Here is a 17,598-nt window from a genome sequence, read left to right as displayed (position 1 = left end):
TAGACAAATAAAAGTACAGATGGTAAATAAAAGAGTAATGAGATAAATATTAACCCGATCATTACCAAAATCCAGCGTATTAAGCAGAAGGTTAGGCAATTAGTTTTTATTAATTGGAAAGCGGCTTAGTAAGGCAGATTTATCGGAAGGTCATAGTGGTTGATAGGTTGAAGAAGTTTATCATCGTCTTTTAAATTCAACGAAAGGAGGATGGACCACCGGAAGTGCAAAGTTTAAGTGAGATCTAAAGACCAGCTTGCATCAAATCGAAGAAGTAAAATCTCTGAGAACGAGCAAGACTGGTCTTATTTTTTTGCAAAAATTATCTTAAATCATATAAAAAAGAACGGTTCCCCTTTCGGTTCCCCGTCTCTTCTTCTCTAATTCAATTTCATCATCAATTCACCAGATTCGACTGTCTGTCCTTCCGACACATAAATCGTATCGACTGTGCCATCAACTGGTGACACGATTTCCGTTTCCATTTTCATCGCTTCGACTACTGTCAGCACCTGATTTTTCTTGACTTGATCACCTTCGTTGACCTGCACCTTGAGCACTGTCCCCGGGATCGCCGAACCGACTTCCTTCGGATTGTTTGGATCCGCTTTTAACATGCGATCTTTCTTTTGGGATGACAGCGAATATTTATCCTGTACTTTAATCCGCCGGCGGAAGCCGTCGACTTCGAAGGTTACGGTACGTTCCCCATCTTCGTCTGGTTCGCCGACGCGGATCAGAGTCACAATGATTTTCTTACCCGTTCCAACTTCCACTTCAGTGGTTTCACCTTCTCTAAGGCCGTAGAAGAACGCGTGGCTTTCCATCCGTTCCAGATCGCCGTAATTCTGTTTGAAATCCAAATATTCCTGGTAAACTTTTGGATACATCGTCGCTGAAACCAGCTGGCGGTCATCCAAATCCATGTCATATTTTTCTTTGAATGTCTTTCGGACTTGATCGAAATCTTCCGGCGGAATCAGTGATCCAGGCCGGACTGTGATCGGCTTCTGCCCTTTCAGCACAATTTTCTGAAGGCGTTTATTAAATCCGCCGACCGGCTGTCCGATCATGCCCTTAAAGAAATCAACAACGGAATTTGGAAATGCTAAATCCTTGCCTTTCTCGTAAATATTGTCCGCGTTCAAGTCATTTTGAACCATGAAGATGGCCAAATCGCCGTTGACCTTTGACGAAGGTGTTACCTTGACAATATCGCCAAGCAGCTGGTTCGCCACCTTATACATGTTCTTGACTTCACCAAATTTATGACCCAAGCCAAAGCTTTCGACCTGTTTTTGAAGATTGGAGTATTGCCCCCCTGGAATTTCCATGTCGTAAATTTCAGTGCTGCTGCTCTTCAAGCCGCTTTCAAATTTGCTGTACGTCGGCCGCAGACCCGTCCAGTAATCAGAGAGGATCTGAAGATCCTGATCGTCAAGTTCCGTGTCAAACGGCGTGTGTTTGAGGGCTGCGACAATGGAATTCAAATTCGGCTGCGAGGTCAAACCACTCATTCCGGCTAAAGCCGCGTCGACAATATCGGCGCCGCCGTACGCCGCCATCAGCGCAGAAGCCACACCGTTGCCGGCCGTATCGTGTGTGTGGAAATGAATCGGCATTTTAACTTCACTCTTCAGAACCGAGACCAGCTTCCTCGCCGCCTGAGGCTTGCAAAGCGCAGACATGTCCTTGATCGCGAGGATATGTGCGCCGGTCTTTTCGATTTCATGCGCCATTTTGACGTAATAATCCAAATTGTATTTCGTCTTCGATGTATCGAGAATATCACCGGTGTAGCACATCGCGACTTCAGCCACTTTCCCTGCCTTGAGCACCTCTTCGATGGCCACTTTCATATTTTCCATCCAGTTCAGAGAGTCGAAAATCCTGAAGACATCGATGCCTGATTTTGCCGACTGCTGCACGAATTTGCGAATGACATTGTCCGGATAATTTTTGTAACCGACACCGTTGGCGCCGCGCAGCAGCATCTGAAAACAGATATTTGGGATTTTTTTCCGAAGTAGGTCGAGCCGGTGCCACGGCGATTCTCTCAAGAAATTGTACGCCACATCAAAAGTAGCGCCGCCCCACATTTCCAGCGAGAACAAATCTCGTCCGTAATACGCCGTGTCTGCCGCAATGCGATCCATATCCCGCGTACGTACGCGCGTTGCCATCAGCGATTGATGAGCATCCCGCATCGTCGTATCTGTAATGAGCAGCCGATCCTGTGCCTTGATCCAATTGACAAGGCCGTCTGCCCCACGCTGATCGAGGATCTGCTTCGTACCTGAAAGTGGTTGAATTCTGGCATTCCGGGGCAGCTCCGGCACTTTCGGTTCAGCGAGCACCGGTTTTTTCCCGAATGTTTCGTTGACCACAATATCGCCGAAATAGCGAATGGTGTCCATTTCCGGACTCTTTTTATCTTCAATTTCGAATAGCTCCGGATGGTCGCCGATGAACTTTGTCGTACATGTTCCCGACTTGAAAATCGGATGTTCAAGCACGTTAATCAGGAAATCCTTGTTGGTTTCTACGCCGCTGATCATCGTTTCCTTGAGGGCACGAATCGCTTTCCGACGCGTCTCCTCGAATGTCCGGCCGTAGGCGGAACATTTGACCAGCAGACTGTCGTAATAAGGTGAGATGACCGATCCGGTAAACCCGTTGCCACCGTCCAGTCGGATACCCGGACCGCTGGCCGTTCGGTAAACGTCAATCCGGCCGGTATCGGGCATAAAATGCATCTTTGGATTTTCCGTCGTAATTCGGCACTGAATCGCGTAGCCCCGTGTCGAAATGTCGTCTTGGGAGCGAATTTGAATGGCGTCAGAATCCAGAGCATACCCTTCCGCGATTAAAATCTGCGCCTGGACGATATCGATGCCCGTCACCAGCTCCGTCACTGTGTGTTCAACTTGAATCCGCGGATTCATTTCAATAAAATAATGGTGCCCGTGTTTATCCACGAGAAATTCCATCGTCCCCGCGGAGCAATAATTCACAGATTTGGCGAGCTTAATTGCGTCACTGCAAATGGCCTTGCGCTGTTCGTCGGTCAAAAAGACCGAAGGTGAAAATTCAATGACCTTCTGATTGCGCCGCTGAATCGAGCAGTCCCTTTCATACAAGTGCACCACATTGCCGTACTGATCCCCCAGCACCTGTACTTCGACGTGCTTAGGATCTTCTAAATATTTTTCAATGAAGATGGTACCGTCGCCGAAAGCTTTAGTGGATTCGCTGACCGCAGAGTGGTATTCCTTCAGCAGATCCTTTTCTTCACGGACAATGCGCATCCCGCGTCCGCCGCCGCCGGAAGCCGCCTTCAGCATGATCGGATAGCCCGCCTTCTTTGCAAAGGCAAGGGCTTCCTCGTTGGATGTGATCGGTTTTTCAACGCCTGGAATCGTCGGCACAGCGACCTTGCTCGCCATTTTCTTCGACTGAATCTTATCGCCCATCTGTTCCATCATTTCGTGGGTCGGTCCAATAAAAGTCACGCCCGCTTCTTCGCATTTTCTCGCGAATTCGGCGTTTTCCGACAAAAAGCCGTACCCCGGGTGGATGGCATCGGCCCCCTTATCCAACGCAAGGGAAATAATCTTATCCATATCAAGGTAAGCCTGAACCGGTCCGCCCGCGGAATTGATCATGTACGCTTCATCCGCTTTGGTGCGGAAGAGCGACATCTCATCCTCTTGGGTATAAATTGCAATGGTCGAAATGCCCAGCTCATGGCAGGCGCGGATGATCCGTATAGCAATTTCGCCGCGATTGGCGATCAATACTTTTTTAAATTGTTTAAGCATCCTTTTATCCTCTCAAAACGTAATGATTCATTTATACCGATCCTAGCACAAAAAGTCTTGCCATTCTTTGCCAATTAATGAAACTTTTCCAACTGATCGATGACATCAGCCTCGACAAGCTTACACGTATCCATCACCGCCTGCATAAACTGCCCAACCGCCGCCTTGATTTCAGGCTCAACTTGCGCCTGCCGTTTCGCGATGACGGCTTTTTCTCGCGTCTCGTCAAAAATAGGCAGGCCATTGGCGTGTTTGTACCGGGCTACATCACAGACGCAGTCCAGCCTCTTCTGAAACAACGCGATCATCTGGCGGTCGATGCGGTCGATTTCTTCTCTGATTTCGGATAAATCCAGCTCACTCATGGCGTCCGTCTGCCTCCATCATCAAATCCAGCAGACAAAGCGCCGCAGCACTTTCGACAACCGGCAGCGCGCGGATCACGATGCACGGATCGTGGCGCCCGTGAATTTCAATTTCTGTGTTTTTGTGCTGGGCAATATCAATTGTCGGCTGCGGCTGCGCAATCGATGGGGTCGGTTTAAAAGCCACTTTAAATACGATCGGCATGCCATTGGTAATGCCGCCATTGATACCGCCGTTGTGATTGGTCGATGTCACAACACATCCGTCTTTCACGCGGAAAGCATCATTGGCCTCAGAGCCCCGCATCCCGCTGATGTCAAAGCCGATGCCAAAAGACACACCCTTAACCGCAGGAATTGCGAAAAGAAACGACGCCAGCCGACTTTCGACGTTGTCGAAAATCGGCGAGCCGAGTCCGCCGGGAACCCCCGTGATATAACCCTCAACGATGCCTCCGACCGAATCTCTCTGGGCTCTGGCTTCGGTGATTTCCCGTATCATCGCATCCTGAAGTTCTCGCTTCACAACCGGAAAAGTCCTGTCCGCGTAAGTGAGCGCCGCGTAATCTGATGGTGTTAAAACCGAATGATCCCGCACTTGACCGATCTGAACGATGCGGCTGCCGACAGAAAGCGCCGGAACTTTCTGGGCAAGGATTTGTTTTGCGACAGCACCAGCAAAGACCATTGGCGCAGTCAGCCGACCCGAAAAATGGCCGCCGCCGCGGTAATCCTGGAAACCGCCGTACCGCAGAAAAGCCGTATAATCTGCGTGCCCCGGGCGCATTTTGTTTTTCGTCTTCTCGTAATCCGACGAATGGGTGTTGCTGTTTTCAATGATACCGGTCAACGGTGTCCCCGTCGTTTTCCCGTTAAAAAAACCCGAGACGATGGTCACGCGGTCCGCTTCTTTTCTCGGCGTCGCCAAGTCCTTGCCGCTGGCCGAGCGACGGGTCATCTCTGCGGCAATCTGTGTTTCGTCAATTGAAAAACCCGAAGGCAATCCGTCGATCACGGCGCCAATCATTGGACCATGGGATTCACCGAAAAGCGATAAATGGATATGCTGTCCCCAACATGATGTCATGCCATTTGTCCTCCGTTTTGTCTAAAATCTTGCCAAAAGTCCGGATAGGATTTACCCACAGCTTCCGCGCCGCGAATGATCATTGGCCCACTGCAGCATTCACTTGCGGCTGCTGCCGCCATTGCGATACGGTGATCATTTACTGTGTCGATCTCGCCGCCTGTAAGCTGTGATACGCCCCAGATGGTCATACCATCCGGCGCTTCTTCCACCCGGACGCCCAAACGTGTGAGTAAATCAGCCATTGCACTCAACCGATCGGATTCTTTGAGCCGCAAACGGCCTGCGCCAACAATTCTGCTCTGCCCCTCTGCTGTCGCTGCAAGCACCGCCAAAATCGGCATGAGGTCCGGACATTGGGAAACATCCATATCAATGCCGTGACGGACAGACGGCTGAGCCACCCAGGCACCGTCTTGCCACTCCACCTGACCGCCCATTTGCCTAATCAGCGGAATAATGACCGCGTCTCCCTGCAGGGACGTCTTCGGCAGATTTTCACACCGCACCGCTCTGCCGTTGACACCAAAGGCAAACCAGAATGCGGCTTGAGAGAAATCACCTTCGACACTATAATCAGCTGCATGGTAATGCTGGGCGCCCGGAATGGTGTAAAACCGGCCGTCCTCTGAGACATCGATTGAGATCCCGTAACGTTTCAAAACGCCGAGAGTTAAGTCGACGTAAGGACGCGATTCAAGCGGCGTTGTGACGCGCAGCGTCGACGGATGATCCAGCAATGGCAGGGCGAAAAGCAAGCCGCTGATAAACTGCGACGAGACATTACCCGGCATTTTGTAATCACCGGGCTTGAGGGTGCCATTTAAAATTAACGGCAGCGCGTCGGTACCTTCTGTTTTCCAGCTGATTTGAGAGGCTTCAAATATCGGCCGGTAAGGCTCAAGGGGCCGTTTCGGCAGCCGCCCCTTGCCAGTCAAAATTACGTTTTTCGCGTTGATGGCCGCCAAAGGCATCAGAAAGCGAACGGTCGAGCCCGATTCGTGGCAGTCCAGGGTGATGTTCCCGACGAACGGCCTCCCACAGCCTTTTATTTTGAGTTTCGAGCCATCCGCATTCAGTTTTTCAATTTTTGCCCCCAGCGCTTCGAGCACACCGCAAGTTGCCACAATATCTTCAGAAACCAAAAGATGCTCAAGCGTACTTTCGCCGTCGGCCAAAGCTGCGCAGATCAGCGCCCGGTGACTGAGACTCTTCGACGGCGGCACCTGCACCGTCCCGCCAATTGGATTCGGTTGTATCGTGATATCCATATCGGAGACTTAATTCTGATCGGACTGATCCGCAGACACAGGCGCAGACATTTCTGTCTCCGCTGCATCCGGCGTAAAAAGATCAATCGCCTTATCCTTCTGGACGCGCACGATCTCTGCAGTACCAATGCGCGGCATCACACAGACGTTTAATATATCTCCGGTAAATTTCTTGTCGTGCGCGACAATTTCCTGAACACGTTTCAAATCCATATCGGGCATATCGATAGGCAGACCATATTTAATGAGCATTTTGCCGAGATTATCCAAATCTTCCTGAGAAGTGATACCTTCACGCACGCTCATCTTCGTAATATTGTACATGCCGACGGCGACGCCTTCACCGTGGGAATAACCTTCGTAACCGAAATAATTTTCGATGACATGACCAATGGTGTGGCCAAAATTTAAGATTCGGCGCACGCCGGATTCTTTTTCATCTTCTTCAACGATGTTGCGCTTGATCTGCAGACATTTGGCAACGATCTCTTCCATGTCGTCCTGCAGGTCTTCCTGATACTGATAACCGGCGAGGCGGACGAAGAGCTTGCTCGAAGCGATACAGCCGTATTTGATGACTTCGGCCATACCGTCGATGAAGTAACGATCTTCCAGCGTCATCAAGCATTCAGGGTCGACAAATACTGCTTTTGCCGGATAAAACGCCCCGACTAAATTCTTCCCAACGTCCAAATCAACTCCGGTCTTGCTGCCGACCGAGCTATCAGTCATTGCAATCAAAGATGTCGGAATCTGGAAGAAATCGATCCCTCTCAAATAAGTTGCCGCACAAAAACCGGCTAAGTCGCCGACGACACCGCCGCCCAGCGCAACGATCGCGTCAGAACGGGTCACGTTAAACTCTGCCAATTTATAGTAAATGCTTTCAACCTGACTTAAATTTTTAGACATTTCACCGGCCGGAATGACAATAGAATACACATTGCCGCCAAAGGACTTCATCTGCTGCACCACCAAGCGCAGATAATGTTTTGCAACGTTTTTATCGGTAATAATGACAATAGAATTGTATTTTTCGAATTTATCTTTTAATTCGTATAAATGTTCTCTTAATCCATTATGAATATAAATCTCAGTCTTATGGCTCGATTCAGCGGAACAGGTTAATTTTTTCATGGATCAGTTCTCCTTTATTTTCAGGGCACAGAAACGCTCGCCCAATCTAACATAATCATAGACATTATAGACGATTTTTTCGCCGAGTTCAATTTGAACTTCGCCCTTCCCAATATAATTTTAGAAAATCTTTAAATAATTCTTGACAATTTCTCTGTGTTACGTTAACATAAATATCGTTCCTTTTGGGGGTGTGGCGCAGTTGGGAGCGCGTTTGAATGGCATTCAAAAGGCCAGGGGTTCGAATCCCCTCATCTCCACCATTTAAAAGTATGAGAAGCCGCTAAATTTAGCGGTTTCTTTTTTTTATATAACAAATTGGATTTCTATATTTTATCATTCCATATTTATCTACGTATCCTTTATCTGTCCTTATGTTACTTTAGTGTACGTATCCACTTACCGGCGGTCTACGTTTCTGAGTCACCAACCGATTCTTAACAATAAAAAAACGCCTAAAGGCGCTCTGAAGATGTCTTATGCCGATCTATAATCTGCTCGATCGCGACCGCAACAATGCTGTTCAGCAGCACAACAATCGTATAGATCACGTGCTCGGCGAGTATCGCTGAGACAACGGTCCAACATTATTTCTTTCTGACATTTTTTGCAATTTATTTCAGATTATTAGCGCTTTTTATAAATCTCCCGCCTGTATCCAATTGACAAGGCTAATATAAAAAGTTTTCCATCTTGAATGTCACAGATAAAACGATACACTCCAATACGATAACGCCATAATTCGTTAAAGTCGCCATTTTGCGCTTCCCCCATAATCGGGGATTCTCACAACCAACTAAACGTTTTTCAATCCATGACTTCACCATTTGCTTAGTATATCGATCAAGCTTCTTAAATTCGCGATCAAAACGTTTGGTTGTTTCAACTGAATAGCTCAGATGTACTTTCGTATCGTTGATTCATTTAATCCCACTGAACTGACATATTAAAAAACATCGCCTAAGCGATGCTTTGAAATCAAATTATTGTCAATCAATACCACAGATAGGTCATATGATTTAGGTGTTTATTATATTTTACCATTTGACGCAATAGTTGAATGATTTTTCCAAAGCCATAAGGAGCATTATACTTTTCATCTTCTGCATTATATTTTACAGATTCATAACTGTCTGTTTTAATATTATACCGAAAACTTCCAATGTCTTTTTCGTTCTCGTAACAATAATCACCTATAATTAAGCTATCTATTCTTTTTACGTTTAGCAAGCAAATCATAGTATATTTTTCAGGCGCCTTAGAATAATTGTTCAACGCTCGCTATTTTGTGCGCCTCTATGTAATCAATGCCTTGATTTCCCCGTTTTATCTTCTTTTTTGTTTTTCAGCCATAAATATAACGACCACAATCCTCTGGCTGCCGCCAAGACAACCATAACATAAACAAACGTTAAGACCATTTTCATAAACAAACCTCGCTACTATCTGTCGACTATTTTATATTATCCAACATTATTGTCCATGAATACCGATTATCTTGAAAGAAACGGAAAGTGGTATCCATAACGTTTCGCATATAACAAAAAAGTCTTTCAGGCTCACAACCGGCCTGAAAGACTTTTTTTAATTCTGTGCTTGAATATCTTCGCCCATTAACAATGGGTAGCTTTGCCATTTATCACCATCTAAATCTTCGTGATGCATATCCACTTTTGTGATCCGGCTGTTGTCGTAAGTCTTGTAATAATAAACGCCGGTATCCGTATTGCAGCACGACGAGTAAATCGTGTATTCGTATTGATCGTTTCCGAGATCGCAGCAGCCCCGCTGCTGTTCAACAGAACCCAGAATATGGAAGAACTGGCTGATGCTTTCTTCTTCTCCCGATCCGCACTTTGAATTTAACTTGGTAAACACCACTTTCGCAAAACGCGACGCCGAAGACAAATCGCCTGGCAGCCCAATTGCCCCCATACCGCGGCTGTACAAATCTAAATCCAAGCCCTTTGCAAAACGGTTTTCTGGCACACCAGCCCTGAGCTGGCGATAATTGTTCAAACCGAATAACTGAATCGGAAACGGCGGATTATTCGTCAATGCCCCGACCGGATTGTCGTAAATGTGCAGACCGTCAGCGACGGATTCAACAACGAAGGAGCTCGACGCATCCGCCACCAGCCAGTGCAGCGTAGAAGTCGGCAGTTTTTCGTTAAAACGTGTGTCCAGTACAGTTAAATTTTGAATGCACGCTTTCGCTTCATCTACATTCTTGCATTGTCCCAAAACCCATGGAATCATTTCGAAAGAAGCGATGCCGTTTTTGCCAGGATCTGCCTGACTAAAGTAGTGCGCGTTTCCAGCAAAGTTCAATCCCGCCATACTGAGGCCCTTTTCATTCGTGCCGTCGTAATAAAGCGGCATATTGTCCTCAACCGTAGCCATGCCGATGATGGCGTAGCTGTCATCTCGGTCTGCTGCCTCTCTGAAATGCCAATGATAATGTCGAGGTGTCACCACCACAGATTCTCCGAAAGATATTTCCAGATCAAGATTTCTGCCGAAATAATGATCCTTCGTCTGATAACTAATCGCGGTACACATGTTGTTAATCCCCTTTCTTACGGTCTATTTTAACACGTTCCGCCTCGAATAACCTGCATTTCAAAATTTTATCATCATTCGACGAATTATTTTATCTCTTCAATCATAACCGCGCGGCTGCCCTGCTCCCGGTGCCGCTTTTCACACAGCGCTTGGGGCACCGCGAGCTTCCCGCGATGATTCCACGGGTCGTTTAAATAATACAAAAGCTGCTCGTCGTCGTACCCTGTCAAAACCAGACAATGTTCACGGCTCTGCCAAGTCAATGTGCGCTGAGTGCCAGCAATTTGCCATTTCGGTCCGTAAACCGCCGGCTCAAAGCAGAGAGTCGCCCAATAAATGACAGGCAGCCCCGCGTCGATCGACCGGCAATAAATCTTGTGAGGCGCCCCCGTTCCGTTTACTGCGCGGTAAGGCGCGTTAAAGCTTTTAAAAACAGTATTTAAAGCCTTTACGATGACACCGGGATAACAGCCAAAGGCCGCCTCACTGTATGGATCTCCCGCAAAATATTCATCAGGATCAGGCCCGGTTCCGATGTTGACATCTCCGACCAATTCTGCGCTTTGCGTCAAGTGCATGGCGCGCTTAGGCAGAAAAGATTGAATAAAGCGATCGACAGAGAGGTCGATGCCCAAATGGTGCAGCACCATCACCGATGAAACCGATTCGCACCCAGTGGGCCAGCGTTCCGTTTGATCAATAACTGGCAAATCCAATTTCTTTTTCAATTTATTTAGGTTCCTTTAGACCTTTCCCTTTTCAAGGCGGCTTTCAAATTTTGAAATTTTTTCGCCATTATTGCCTGTGTATTTCATAATCAACGTCAGTACTGCCAAAAGCACACAGACCCCGACAATCAGCGGCAGCCACCAATTTCGGCAGAAGCCAGCAATGATAAATCCGATACCGCTGGACAGCACAACAGGTATCGCGTACTGCAATTGCGTGGATACATGATTAATATGGTGGCACTGTGCCCCAGCAGACGACATAATCGTCGTATCCGAAATCGGTGAAACGTGATCCCCGCAGACTGCACCGGCTAAAATTGCTGAAACCGTGATGATCATCATCTGAATATTATTATTATTGAAAATCGAAATGGCAATCGGCACCAAAATCGAGAATGTTCCCCAGGATGTCCCCGTTGAGAATGCAATAAAAATCGCAATGAAGAAAATGATCACCGGAATGAACGCAACACCTGTCGTCGATAGATTCAGTGTCGTGCTGAAAAATGCGCCGATGCCAAGACGATCTGTGATGCCCTTCAATGTCCAGGCAAATGTCAGAATTAAGATCGCCGGGATCATCATCTTAGCCCCTTCGGGCAATGCTTCCATCATTTCTCTAAAAGTGATGAGTTTTCTCGGCAGATAAAGAAAAGCGATGAATACGATGGTGACAAGCATCGAGAAGACCAACGCCGTTTCAACATCGCAATTGGCAAAGGCTTCTGTGACCGACTTGGCTCCGCCCAAAAAACCAGTGTAAATCATCGCGCCAACAGCCGTGCCAATCATCACAATCATTGGCAGGATCAAGTCCTTCACCGTACCTTTAGGATTGACGTTCTTCCTTTCCTGCTCCATCTCATCTTTAAATTCATCGGCATTAGACGTAAACAAATCACCATTTTCTGCGTTGCGTTCGTGCTTCGCCATTAGACCGAAATCGATTCCCCGCGCCGACGTGTAAAAGACCATAAACAGCGTCAAAATCGCGTACAAATTAAAAGGAATGGTGCTCACAAAAAGCTGAAAGCCGTTAATGGCACCGCCCTTGGGCACGTATGAATTCACGGCAGCCGCCCAGGACGAAATCGGTGCGAGGATACACACCGGCGCAGCGGTCGCGTCGATGATATACGCCAGTTTCGCACGAGATACCTTGAATTTATCCGTGACCGGGCGCATAACCGATCCGACAGTCAGACAGTTGAAATAGTCGTCGACAAAAATCAAAACCCCAAGTAGGCTCGTGGTAATTTCTGCCTGACGCTTATTTTTAATTTTTTTGGTTGCCCAGCGTCCGTAGGCCGCTGTACCGCCGCTTCGACCCATTAAGACAACGATCATGCCAAGCAGTACATCAAAAATGATGATCTTCAAATCCACACTTTTGACCATGGTGTTGAGCAAAACCGTAAAGGCCTTCCATAAATGAAAATTCCCAACAAAAAGCGCACCTAAAAACACGCCGCAAAATAAAGACACATAGACCTCTTTTGTGATCAATGCCAGAATGATTGCAACCAATGGCGGCACTAACGACCACCAGGTCCCATAAAACATATTAAAACCCCTTTCTTTATTAAGTCTTTCTTTAATATAACTTTTATTTTATACGACTTTAAAGGATAAAAAAAGATAAATATTAATTTAACATATAAAAAAAGCAAGGCCTTGATCGCCTTGCAATTTTATTGAGAAATCATTCAGATCTTTCCGCACGCCTTATATTTTCCGATATGCTATTCTAGCATCCCGACCCGTCCAGAGAACACGCCGCCCCTTCCGCTTCATCGGGAAGGCTCACGTCGCCAAAGACTTCGCTTAAATAGGCCTGCCAATCTCTGCGGACACTGCCGTCGTCAAAAACCAGAGCCGGAATCCCAACTTGTTCTGTTCCGCGGATGCCTTCAAATGTCGGTTGAGTGTCCCGCAGTTTGACAAATTGCTTTAAATTTTCCAATCTAGAAATATCTATAAATTCGTAAGCGATGCCCCGCGCATCAAATTCACCCTTGCATCGTCTGCAATGCGGGCATTGTTCCATTCCGAATATTTTGATCATTGTACAACGCTCCTCTCGATGATATCTTCGATATTTTTTATTATAAATGTCTTGGCATGATTTCGCAACTTCTGTACAATATTCTGCATTGACAACCATTACCCTTCTTTTTTATAATCAAGTTAAAATTGGAGGTTAAACGATCATGGCAGCATTATCCATTATCGATGCAAGTCGCATCAAAAAAGTTATCGCGTCTCACCTAAACGTCGCGGTGCACGTTCACGACACCTGTGGAAGCGGCCTGTTTTTCACGGTTGACCACGCCGATCCTCGGGTCACGGCTTTTTTTAAAACCTACGCTGAAATGGAAAACCTCAATCTTTTTGTCAATGACGAAGAAACGCTTTTCTCTCTCGAATCCAATTAAGTTGCGAAATCAAACCCATTCAGACACAAAACACCCCGGCAGTAGATGGCGATTGTTGAAGTCGCAATCCCTGCCGGGGTGTTATTTTTCAAACTGACATTATTTTGTCTTTCTTTTTTTCTTCAAGCCGGTGTCACTTAACAAATGCACTCTTTCCCAACGCGTTACCGCCCATCTGGCCCGTCCGAGATTTTCGAGCAGCATCTGGGCCGATTCGTTGTCACTCCGGATGCGTTCCATCTGGCGATACAAAAAGCCTTCATCAATTGCAATGTGATCTCTTGAAGCCATTGCAATGTTCCACTGGAGCTGAGACGCATCCTCGTCGCCTTTTTCAAAAACGCGTTGAATTTTCATCTCTTCCTGGCGAATGAGATGATTGAGGGCGTCCTTCACCTTTTCCCGTGTATCCTCAGGTTCTGACGGATCCCCCATACGCTCAATCAATGTATTGATCTTGCGGTCGAGACGCCTGTGCATTTCAGGCGAAATGAGAGACCCATGATTTTCTCCAACAATTAATTTAAGTTCTGGCTGTTCTTTTTTCATCGATGTTAAAAGTGTATTTTAATCTGTTCAATATTTCTTTCGATTATTTCGTCGTTCATCATGATGGTCTTGCGCATTGCGTTGTCTGCAGGGATCAGCGGATCCCCCGGCAAAAGCTGATAGGCAATCGCCGAACGAAACCCCGTCACCTCGCGGTGATCGCGCATGCGGAGCATGACTTCTCCTCTTTCTTCGTTCATGAATTCGTTTCCTCTTCTTCCTTTATTTGAGCTTTCGTTGCCGGATTTGGGGCCGGATCTGAATGATTGTTTCTCGATACAGCCTGCCCGCCCTCGGCTTCTTGTTTCAGCCTTCGACGCCGACGATTAAAAAAGGCATGGCGCCTCGCGATGTTGCGCGCCTTTCTCGTAATCCCAGCCGGTTGAGACGCGAAATAATTTTTCTGCGCATTGCGAAAACAGTCGATCACAAATTGCTGCGCCTCTCTATGGCTGCGGTCAGGAAATTCAAGCCAATTGTAAACCTTGAAATAACAGTCAAAGGTTCTGAAGTAAACCGTGACATCCGCTGCCTTGAGCCGCTTGGCAAATTTTACCGTCTCGTAATAGAACGGGCCTTCCGTTCCCGCAATGGTGCACACTGGCGGCAGGTGATCTAAAATTTTAGCATGTGCCGGAATGGCGTAGATTGGAATGATATTGGCATTCTTAAAAGATTTAAGGTAATTTTCCCATCCCTTCAGCCGCGCTTTTTCGTGATCCTTAAGCCTATAGGATTTAGCCTTTTCTTTGAGATATTGATCATCAATCATTGGAAAAAGCGGCATCTGAAACGCAATGGAAACCTCACGTCGATCTCTGGCGTAAAGCGAAAGCGCTACGGCTAAGCCGCCGCCAGCTGATTCGCCGCCGACAAAAAGCTGATCTGGATTGATTTTAAGGGAATCAGCGTGTTCTTTCATCCAATACAGCGCCAAGTAAGCGTCCTCCAGCGCAGCCGGATAAGGCGCTTCTCCCGACAGCCGGTATTCCGGCAAAACCGCGACGCAATTGCCATCAGCGCAGAAATGATCGATCAACCCGTAATCCTGTTCAGGTACGCCGCAGGCGTAAGCCCCGCCGTGAAGCCACAGCAGGCCCGTCGCTGCTTTTGACGAACCTTCATTGGACCAGATGACTAACACCCGAAGCAGGCTGCCGTCGCGCCGATAGATGTATTTCTGGGCCATCTGTGTTTTTTTTCCATGCCATTTACCGTGCAGGAAGATGTGCAGCAAATTATTCTGCCTTTTGAAAGACATACTTAAAGACAGCGAAGGAAAAACAAGACGTTTCTTTTCTTTTGCTTCCCGCTGCTTTTTCTTGTCCGTCAAAGGTTTCATTTCACATCTGTCCTCACTTTATTTTATAGCCCTATCTTATCAACTTTTCACTGAGGATTCAATCTTTTCACCTCATTTTTACACAAGGAGTGGTAAAAACAATTTCGCCAAACCTAAGAAAATGAAAAATCCGAAAGTGTCCGTAAGGGTCGTCAAAAAAATAGAAGACGACAATGCCGGATCCTGTCCGATTTTTTCAAGAATAAGCGGAATCAAATAGCCGCCAATGCCCGCAATAATCAGATTGCCGATCATTGCCATAATCGTCACGACACCCAGATAGGCATTGCCGTAACGCAGCGACACGATAATACCGGTGATCAAACCGATCAGCGCACCATCCAGCATCCCCAGCAAAATTTCTTTAAACACCAGCTTCCAATCCTCTTTCAAATTGATCTCGCCGAGGGTGATGCCGCGAATTGCGACAGAAAGAGTTTGAGAACCAGCATTGCCTCCCATTCCCGAAATAATCGTCATGATGGAAGAAAGGGCAACGACCTGCTCGATGACTCCTTCAAAAAGTGAAATGGCCGATGCGGCGATAAAGGCCGTCACGAGGTTGACAACCAGCCAGGGCAAGCGGCGTTTAATCGAAACGCCAATGGGTCCGCCGATTTCTTCCTGCCCGGAAACACCCCCCATGTGCAGGATATCTTCGGTCTGTTCGTCGACCATGACGTCCATGATATCATCAGCGGTGATGACCCCCAGAAGCGAATGGCGCCGGTTGACCACAGCAAGCGCGGTTAAGTCATATTTTCTCACAACTTGCGCGACTTCTTCCTGGTCCATCAACGGATCAACCGTGATTACGTGAGAATCTGTGATATCTTCAATCGTCAAGCCCGGATCTGCTGACAAAATATCTCGAAGGTCTGCCCAGCCGACGAGCTGACGGGTTCGGTTCAAAACAAAAATCGTACTGATAACTTCTGTTTTCGGGGCAATTTCTCGAATTTTAGCCAGCGCCTGATACATTGTCAAATCCTGGTACAGGGCAATGTACTCGGTGGTCATCAAGCCGCCGGCTGTATCGTCGCGGTAGCCCAGCAGCACGCGCAGCTCTCGGCTGTCGCTGGCCTTCATCATATTAAGCAGTTCTTTTCGCTGCCCAATGGGCAGATCACCTAAAATATCCGCAATTTCATCCTTCGGCATGTAGGAGAAAATTTTGATGATATCGTCGTAGTCCAGCTGATGCACCACACGGGACTGCAGCTTGTCATCTGCATCTTCGAGGACATCAGCCAAAAATTCTTTATCGTTCGCGCTGAAAAACCATTTCAGGTCTTCGTCCGTAATATCGTCTTCATCCAGCACGGCGACAATGTCAGCCGAATGCATGACCTCATCGAGAACATCCGTATTAAGCGTTTGTCGGGTTTTTATCTTTTGTAGTAAGGATTCATACTGTTTGTCTTCCATAATTCGCCTCCGCGGTTGTTCTGTAATCATTAATTGAAACCATTATATCAAAAACACGTCAATCTTAGCGTTTTTTTATTGAAAATTTTCAATTTGACACAGGATTAACCTACATTTCAAATTCCCGCGGCTCACGGACCAGCAAAACAAAGACGACAACCAGGACGCAGACCGCAGCAGGCATCGCGTGGGTGCCCCAGCGTTGCGTTAAGCGGTATGAAATGAAGACACCAACGACAAACGAAAAGATAATCCCAAGATAACGAAGACCGTTGATCAGCTCGGCCCGGCTCTTGTCGCGATAGGCACAATGAAGCCGATCCATTGCCGAACGGAGATTGCCGGTACACATGGTCGTCGCAAAACCGAGACCTTTGAGTTTTCTGAAACTTTGCACCTGCATGGATGAAACAAAGGCAATGAGCACATTGGCCAGCAGATTCATCCGCGGCGTCTGCGGGATAAAGGTCACGCACATCAAGACACAAGCCTCACAGAAAATGATGATCTGACGCCAATGAATGACAATTAAGTGGTGCTGATTCGCATTATCCTCAACGTTCTTGACAACGAGAATCCCGAGGGCGTAAACACAAATCGGCAGCAAATAGTGCAAAGCCATGCGAAAATCACCTCGGGACAAATTAAGACTCATTAAGACGATGTTGCCGGTTTCCGCTGTGGCAAAAACCTGCCCGCGGGTTGTATAACTGTAAGCGTCTAGGAAACCGCCGACTAACGCCAAAAGCGCCCCAAGCCGAAAGCTTTCAGAAATCATCTGCCGCTGCTTACTCTTCAAAGACTGTCGATTCGCCAAAAGAATGCCTCCTTTGCACTAAAAAAGAGCCTGATTTTCAGGCTCTATCA

15 protein-coding genes and 1 tRNA gene are annotated in these 17,598 nt (G+C 47.2%); 2 read left to right on the top strand and 14 right to left on the bottom strand.

Translation table 11 applies throughout. From position 1 onward, the window contains the following. Positions 1-380 precede the first annotated feature (380 nt). The 5 genes from FYJ52_RS01470 to aroB all read right to left on the bottom strand — a co-directional run bounded on the left by FYJ52_RS01470 (position 381) and on the right by aroB (position 7,681). On the bottom strand, positions 381-3,821 hold the full coding sequence (locus FYJ52_RS01470; RefSeq protein WP_154575476.1) for a pyruvate carboxylase: 3,441 nt from the start codon (positions 3,819-3,821) through the stop codon (positions 381-383). 74 nt (positions 3,822-3,895) lie between these two features. Beyond that, entirely contained in the window at positions 3,896-4,186 is a 291-nt protein-coding gene (locus tag FYJ52_RS01465) for a chorismate mutase (protein ID WP_154575475.1), read from the bottom strand. Beyond that, on the bottom strand, positions 4,179-5,273 hold the full coding sequence (gene aroC, locus FYJ52_RS01460) for a chorismate synthase (protein WP_154575474.1): 1,095 nt from the start codon (positions 5,271-5,273) through the stop codon (positions 4,179-4,181). Before aroC ends, FYJ52_RS01465 begins: the two co-directional genes overlap by 8 nt. Continuing rightward, complete coding sequence (aroA, locus tag FYJ52_RS01455) at positions 5,270-6,544, bottom strand: 3-phosphoshikimate 1-carboxyvinyltransferase (RefSeq protein WP_154575473.1); 1,275 nt, start codon at positions 6,542-6,544, stop codon at positions 5,270-5,272. Before aroA ends, aroC begins: the two co-directional genes overlap by 4 nt. A 9-nt stretch (positions 6,545-6,553) precedes the next feature. Continuing rightward, on the bottom strand, positions 6,554-7,681 hold the full coding sequence (gene aroB / locus FYJ52_RS01450; RefSeq protein WP_154575472.1) for a 3-dehydroquinate synthase: 1,128 nt from the start codon (positions 7,679-7,681) through the stop codon (positions 6,554-6,556). Positions 7,682-7,868: 187 nt separating this feature from the next. On the opposite strand from aroB, the gene FYJ52_RS01445 reads away from it, so the two are divergent. Beyond that, positions 7,869-7,944, top strand: a tRNA-Ala gene (locus FYJ52_RS01445). Between the two features lie 1,321 nt (positions 7,945-9,265). On the opposite strand, the gene bsh is transcribed toward FYJ52_RS01445, so the two are convergent. The 4 genes from bsh to FYJ52_RS01425 form a co-directional block, all read right to left on the bottom strand. Continuing rightward, the gene (gene bsh / locus FYJ52_RS01440; protein WP_154575471.1) at positions 9,266-10,243 is read right to left on the bottom strand and encodes a choloylglycine hydrolase; all 978 of its coding nucleotides are present in this window, start codon (positions 10,241-10,243) and stop codon (positions 9,266-9,268) included. Between the two features lie 86 nt (positions 10,244-10,329). Beyond that, positions 10,330-10,974, bottom strand: a complete 645-nt coding sequence (locus FYJ52_RS01435; RefSeq protein WP_154575470.1) for a C39 family peptidase — start codon at positions 10,972-10,974, stop codon at positions 10,330-10,332. Between the two features lie 15 nt (positions 10,975-10,989). Further along, on the bottom strand, positions 10,990-12,540 hold the full coding sequence (locus FYJ52_RS01430; RefSeq protein WP_154575469.1) for a Na+/H+ antiporter NhaC family protein: 1,551 nt from the start codon (positions 12,538-12,540) through the stop codon (positions 10,990-10,992). Between the two features lie 184 nt (positions 12,541-12,724). Continuing rightward, the gene (locus FYJ52_RS01425; protein WP_205960724.1) at positions 12,725-13,042 is read right to left on the bottom strand and encodes a glutaredoxin domain-containing protein; all 318 of its coding nucleotides are present in this window, start codon (positions 13,040-13,042) and stop codon (positions 12,725-12,727) included. A gap of 145 nt (positions 13,043-13,187) precedes the next feature. Between FYJ52_RS01425 and FYJ52_RS01420 the strand changes: the two genes are divergently transcribed. Then, positions 13,188-13,412 carry a hypothetical protein gene (locus tag FYJ52_RS01420; RefSeq protein WP_154575467.1) on the top strand — a complete coding sequence of 75 codons (225 nt, stop codon included), beginning with the start codon at positions 13,188-13,190 and terminating at the stop codon, positions 13,410-13,412. 99 nt (positions 13,413-13,511) lie between these two features. Here FYJ52_RS01420 and FYJ52_RS01415 read toward each other — a convergent pair whose 3' ends face one another. From FYJ52_RS01415 to FYJ52_RS01395, 5 genes are all read right to left on the bottom strand, one after another. Next, positions 13,512-13,961, bottom strand: coding sequence for a hypothetical protein (locus tag FYJ52_RS01415; RefSeq protein ID WP_154575466.1), 450 nt, complete (start codon positions 13,959-13,961; stop codon positions 13,512-13,514). A 5-nt stretch (positions 13,962-13,966) separates the two neighbouring features. Continuing rightward, positions 13,967-14,161: a hypothetical protein gene (locus FYJ52_RS01410; RefSeq protein WP_154575465.1), complete on the bottom strand. Its 195-nt coding sequence runs from the start codon at positions 14,159-14,161 to the stop codon at positions 13,967-13,969. Then, positions 14,158-15,303, bottom strand: coding sequence for an alpha/beta hydrolase (locus FYJ52_RS01405; RefSeq protein WP_154575464.1), 1,146 nt, complete (start codon positions 15,301-15,303; stop codon positions 14,158-14,160). Before FYJ52_RS01405 ends, FYJ52_RS01410 begins: the two co-directional genes overlap by 4 nt. Positions 15,304-15,381: 78 nt before the next feature. Further along, positions 15,382-16,731 (bottom strand): magnesium transporter, encoded by a 1,350-nt coding sequence (mgtE, locus tag FYJ52_RS01400; protein WP_154575463.1) that lies wholly within the window; start codon positions 16,729-16,731, stop codon positions 15,382-15,384. A 109-nt stretch (positions 16,732-16,840) separates the two neighbouring features. Further along, positions 16,841-17,548, bottom strand: coding sequence for a YoaK family protein (locus FYJ52_RS01395; protein WP_154575462.1), 708 nt, complete (start codon positions 17,546-17,548; stop codon positions 16,841-16,843). Positions 17,549-17,598: the final 50 nt, after the last annotated feature.

The sequence above is a fragment of the Pseudoramibacter porci genome, from assembly GCF_009696145.1.
Classification (GTDB): Bacteria; Bacillota; Clostridia; order Eubacteriales; family Eubacteriaceae; genus Pseudoramibacter; species Pseudoramibacter porci.
This window is presented reverse-complemented; position numbering and strand designations above follow the sequence as displayed.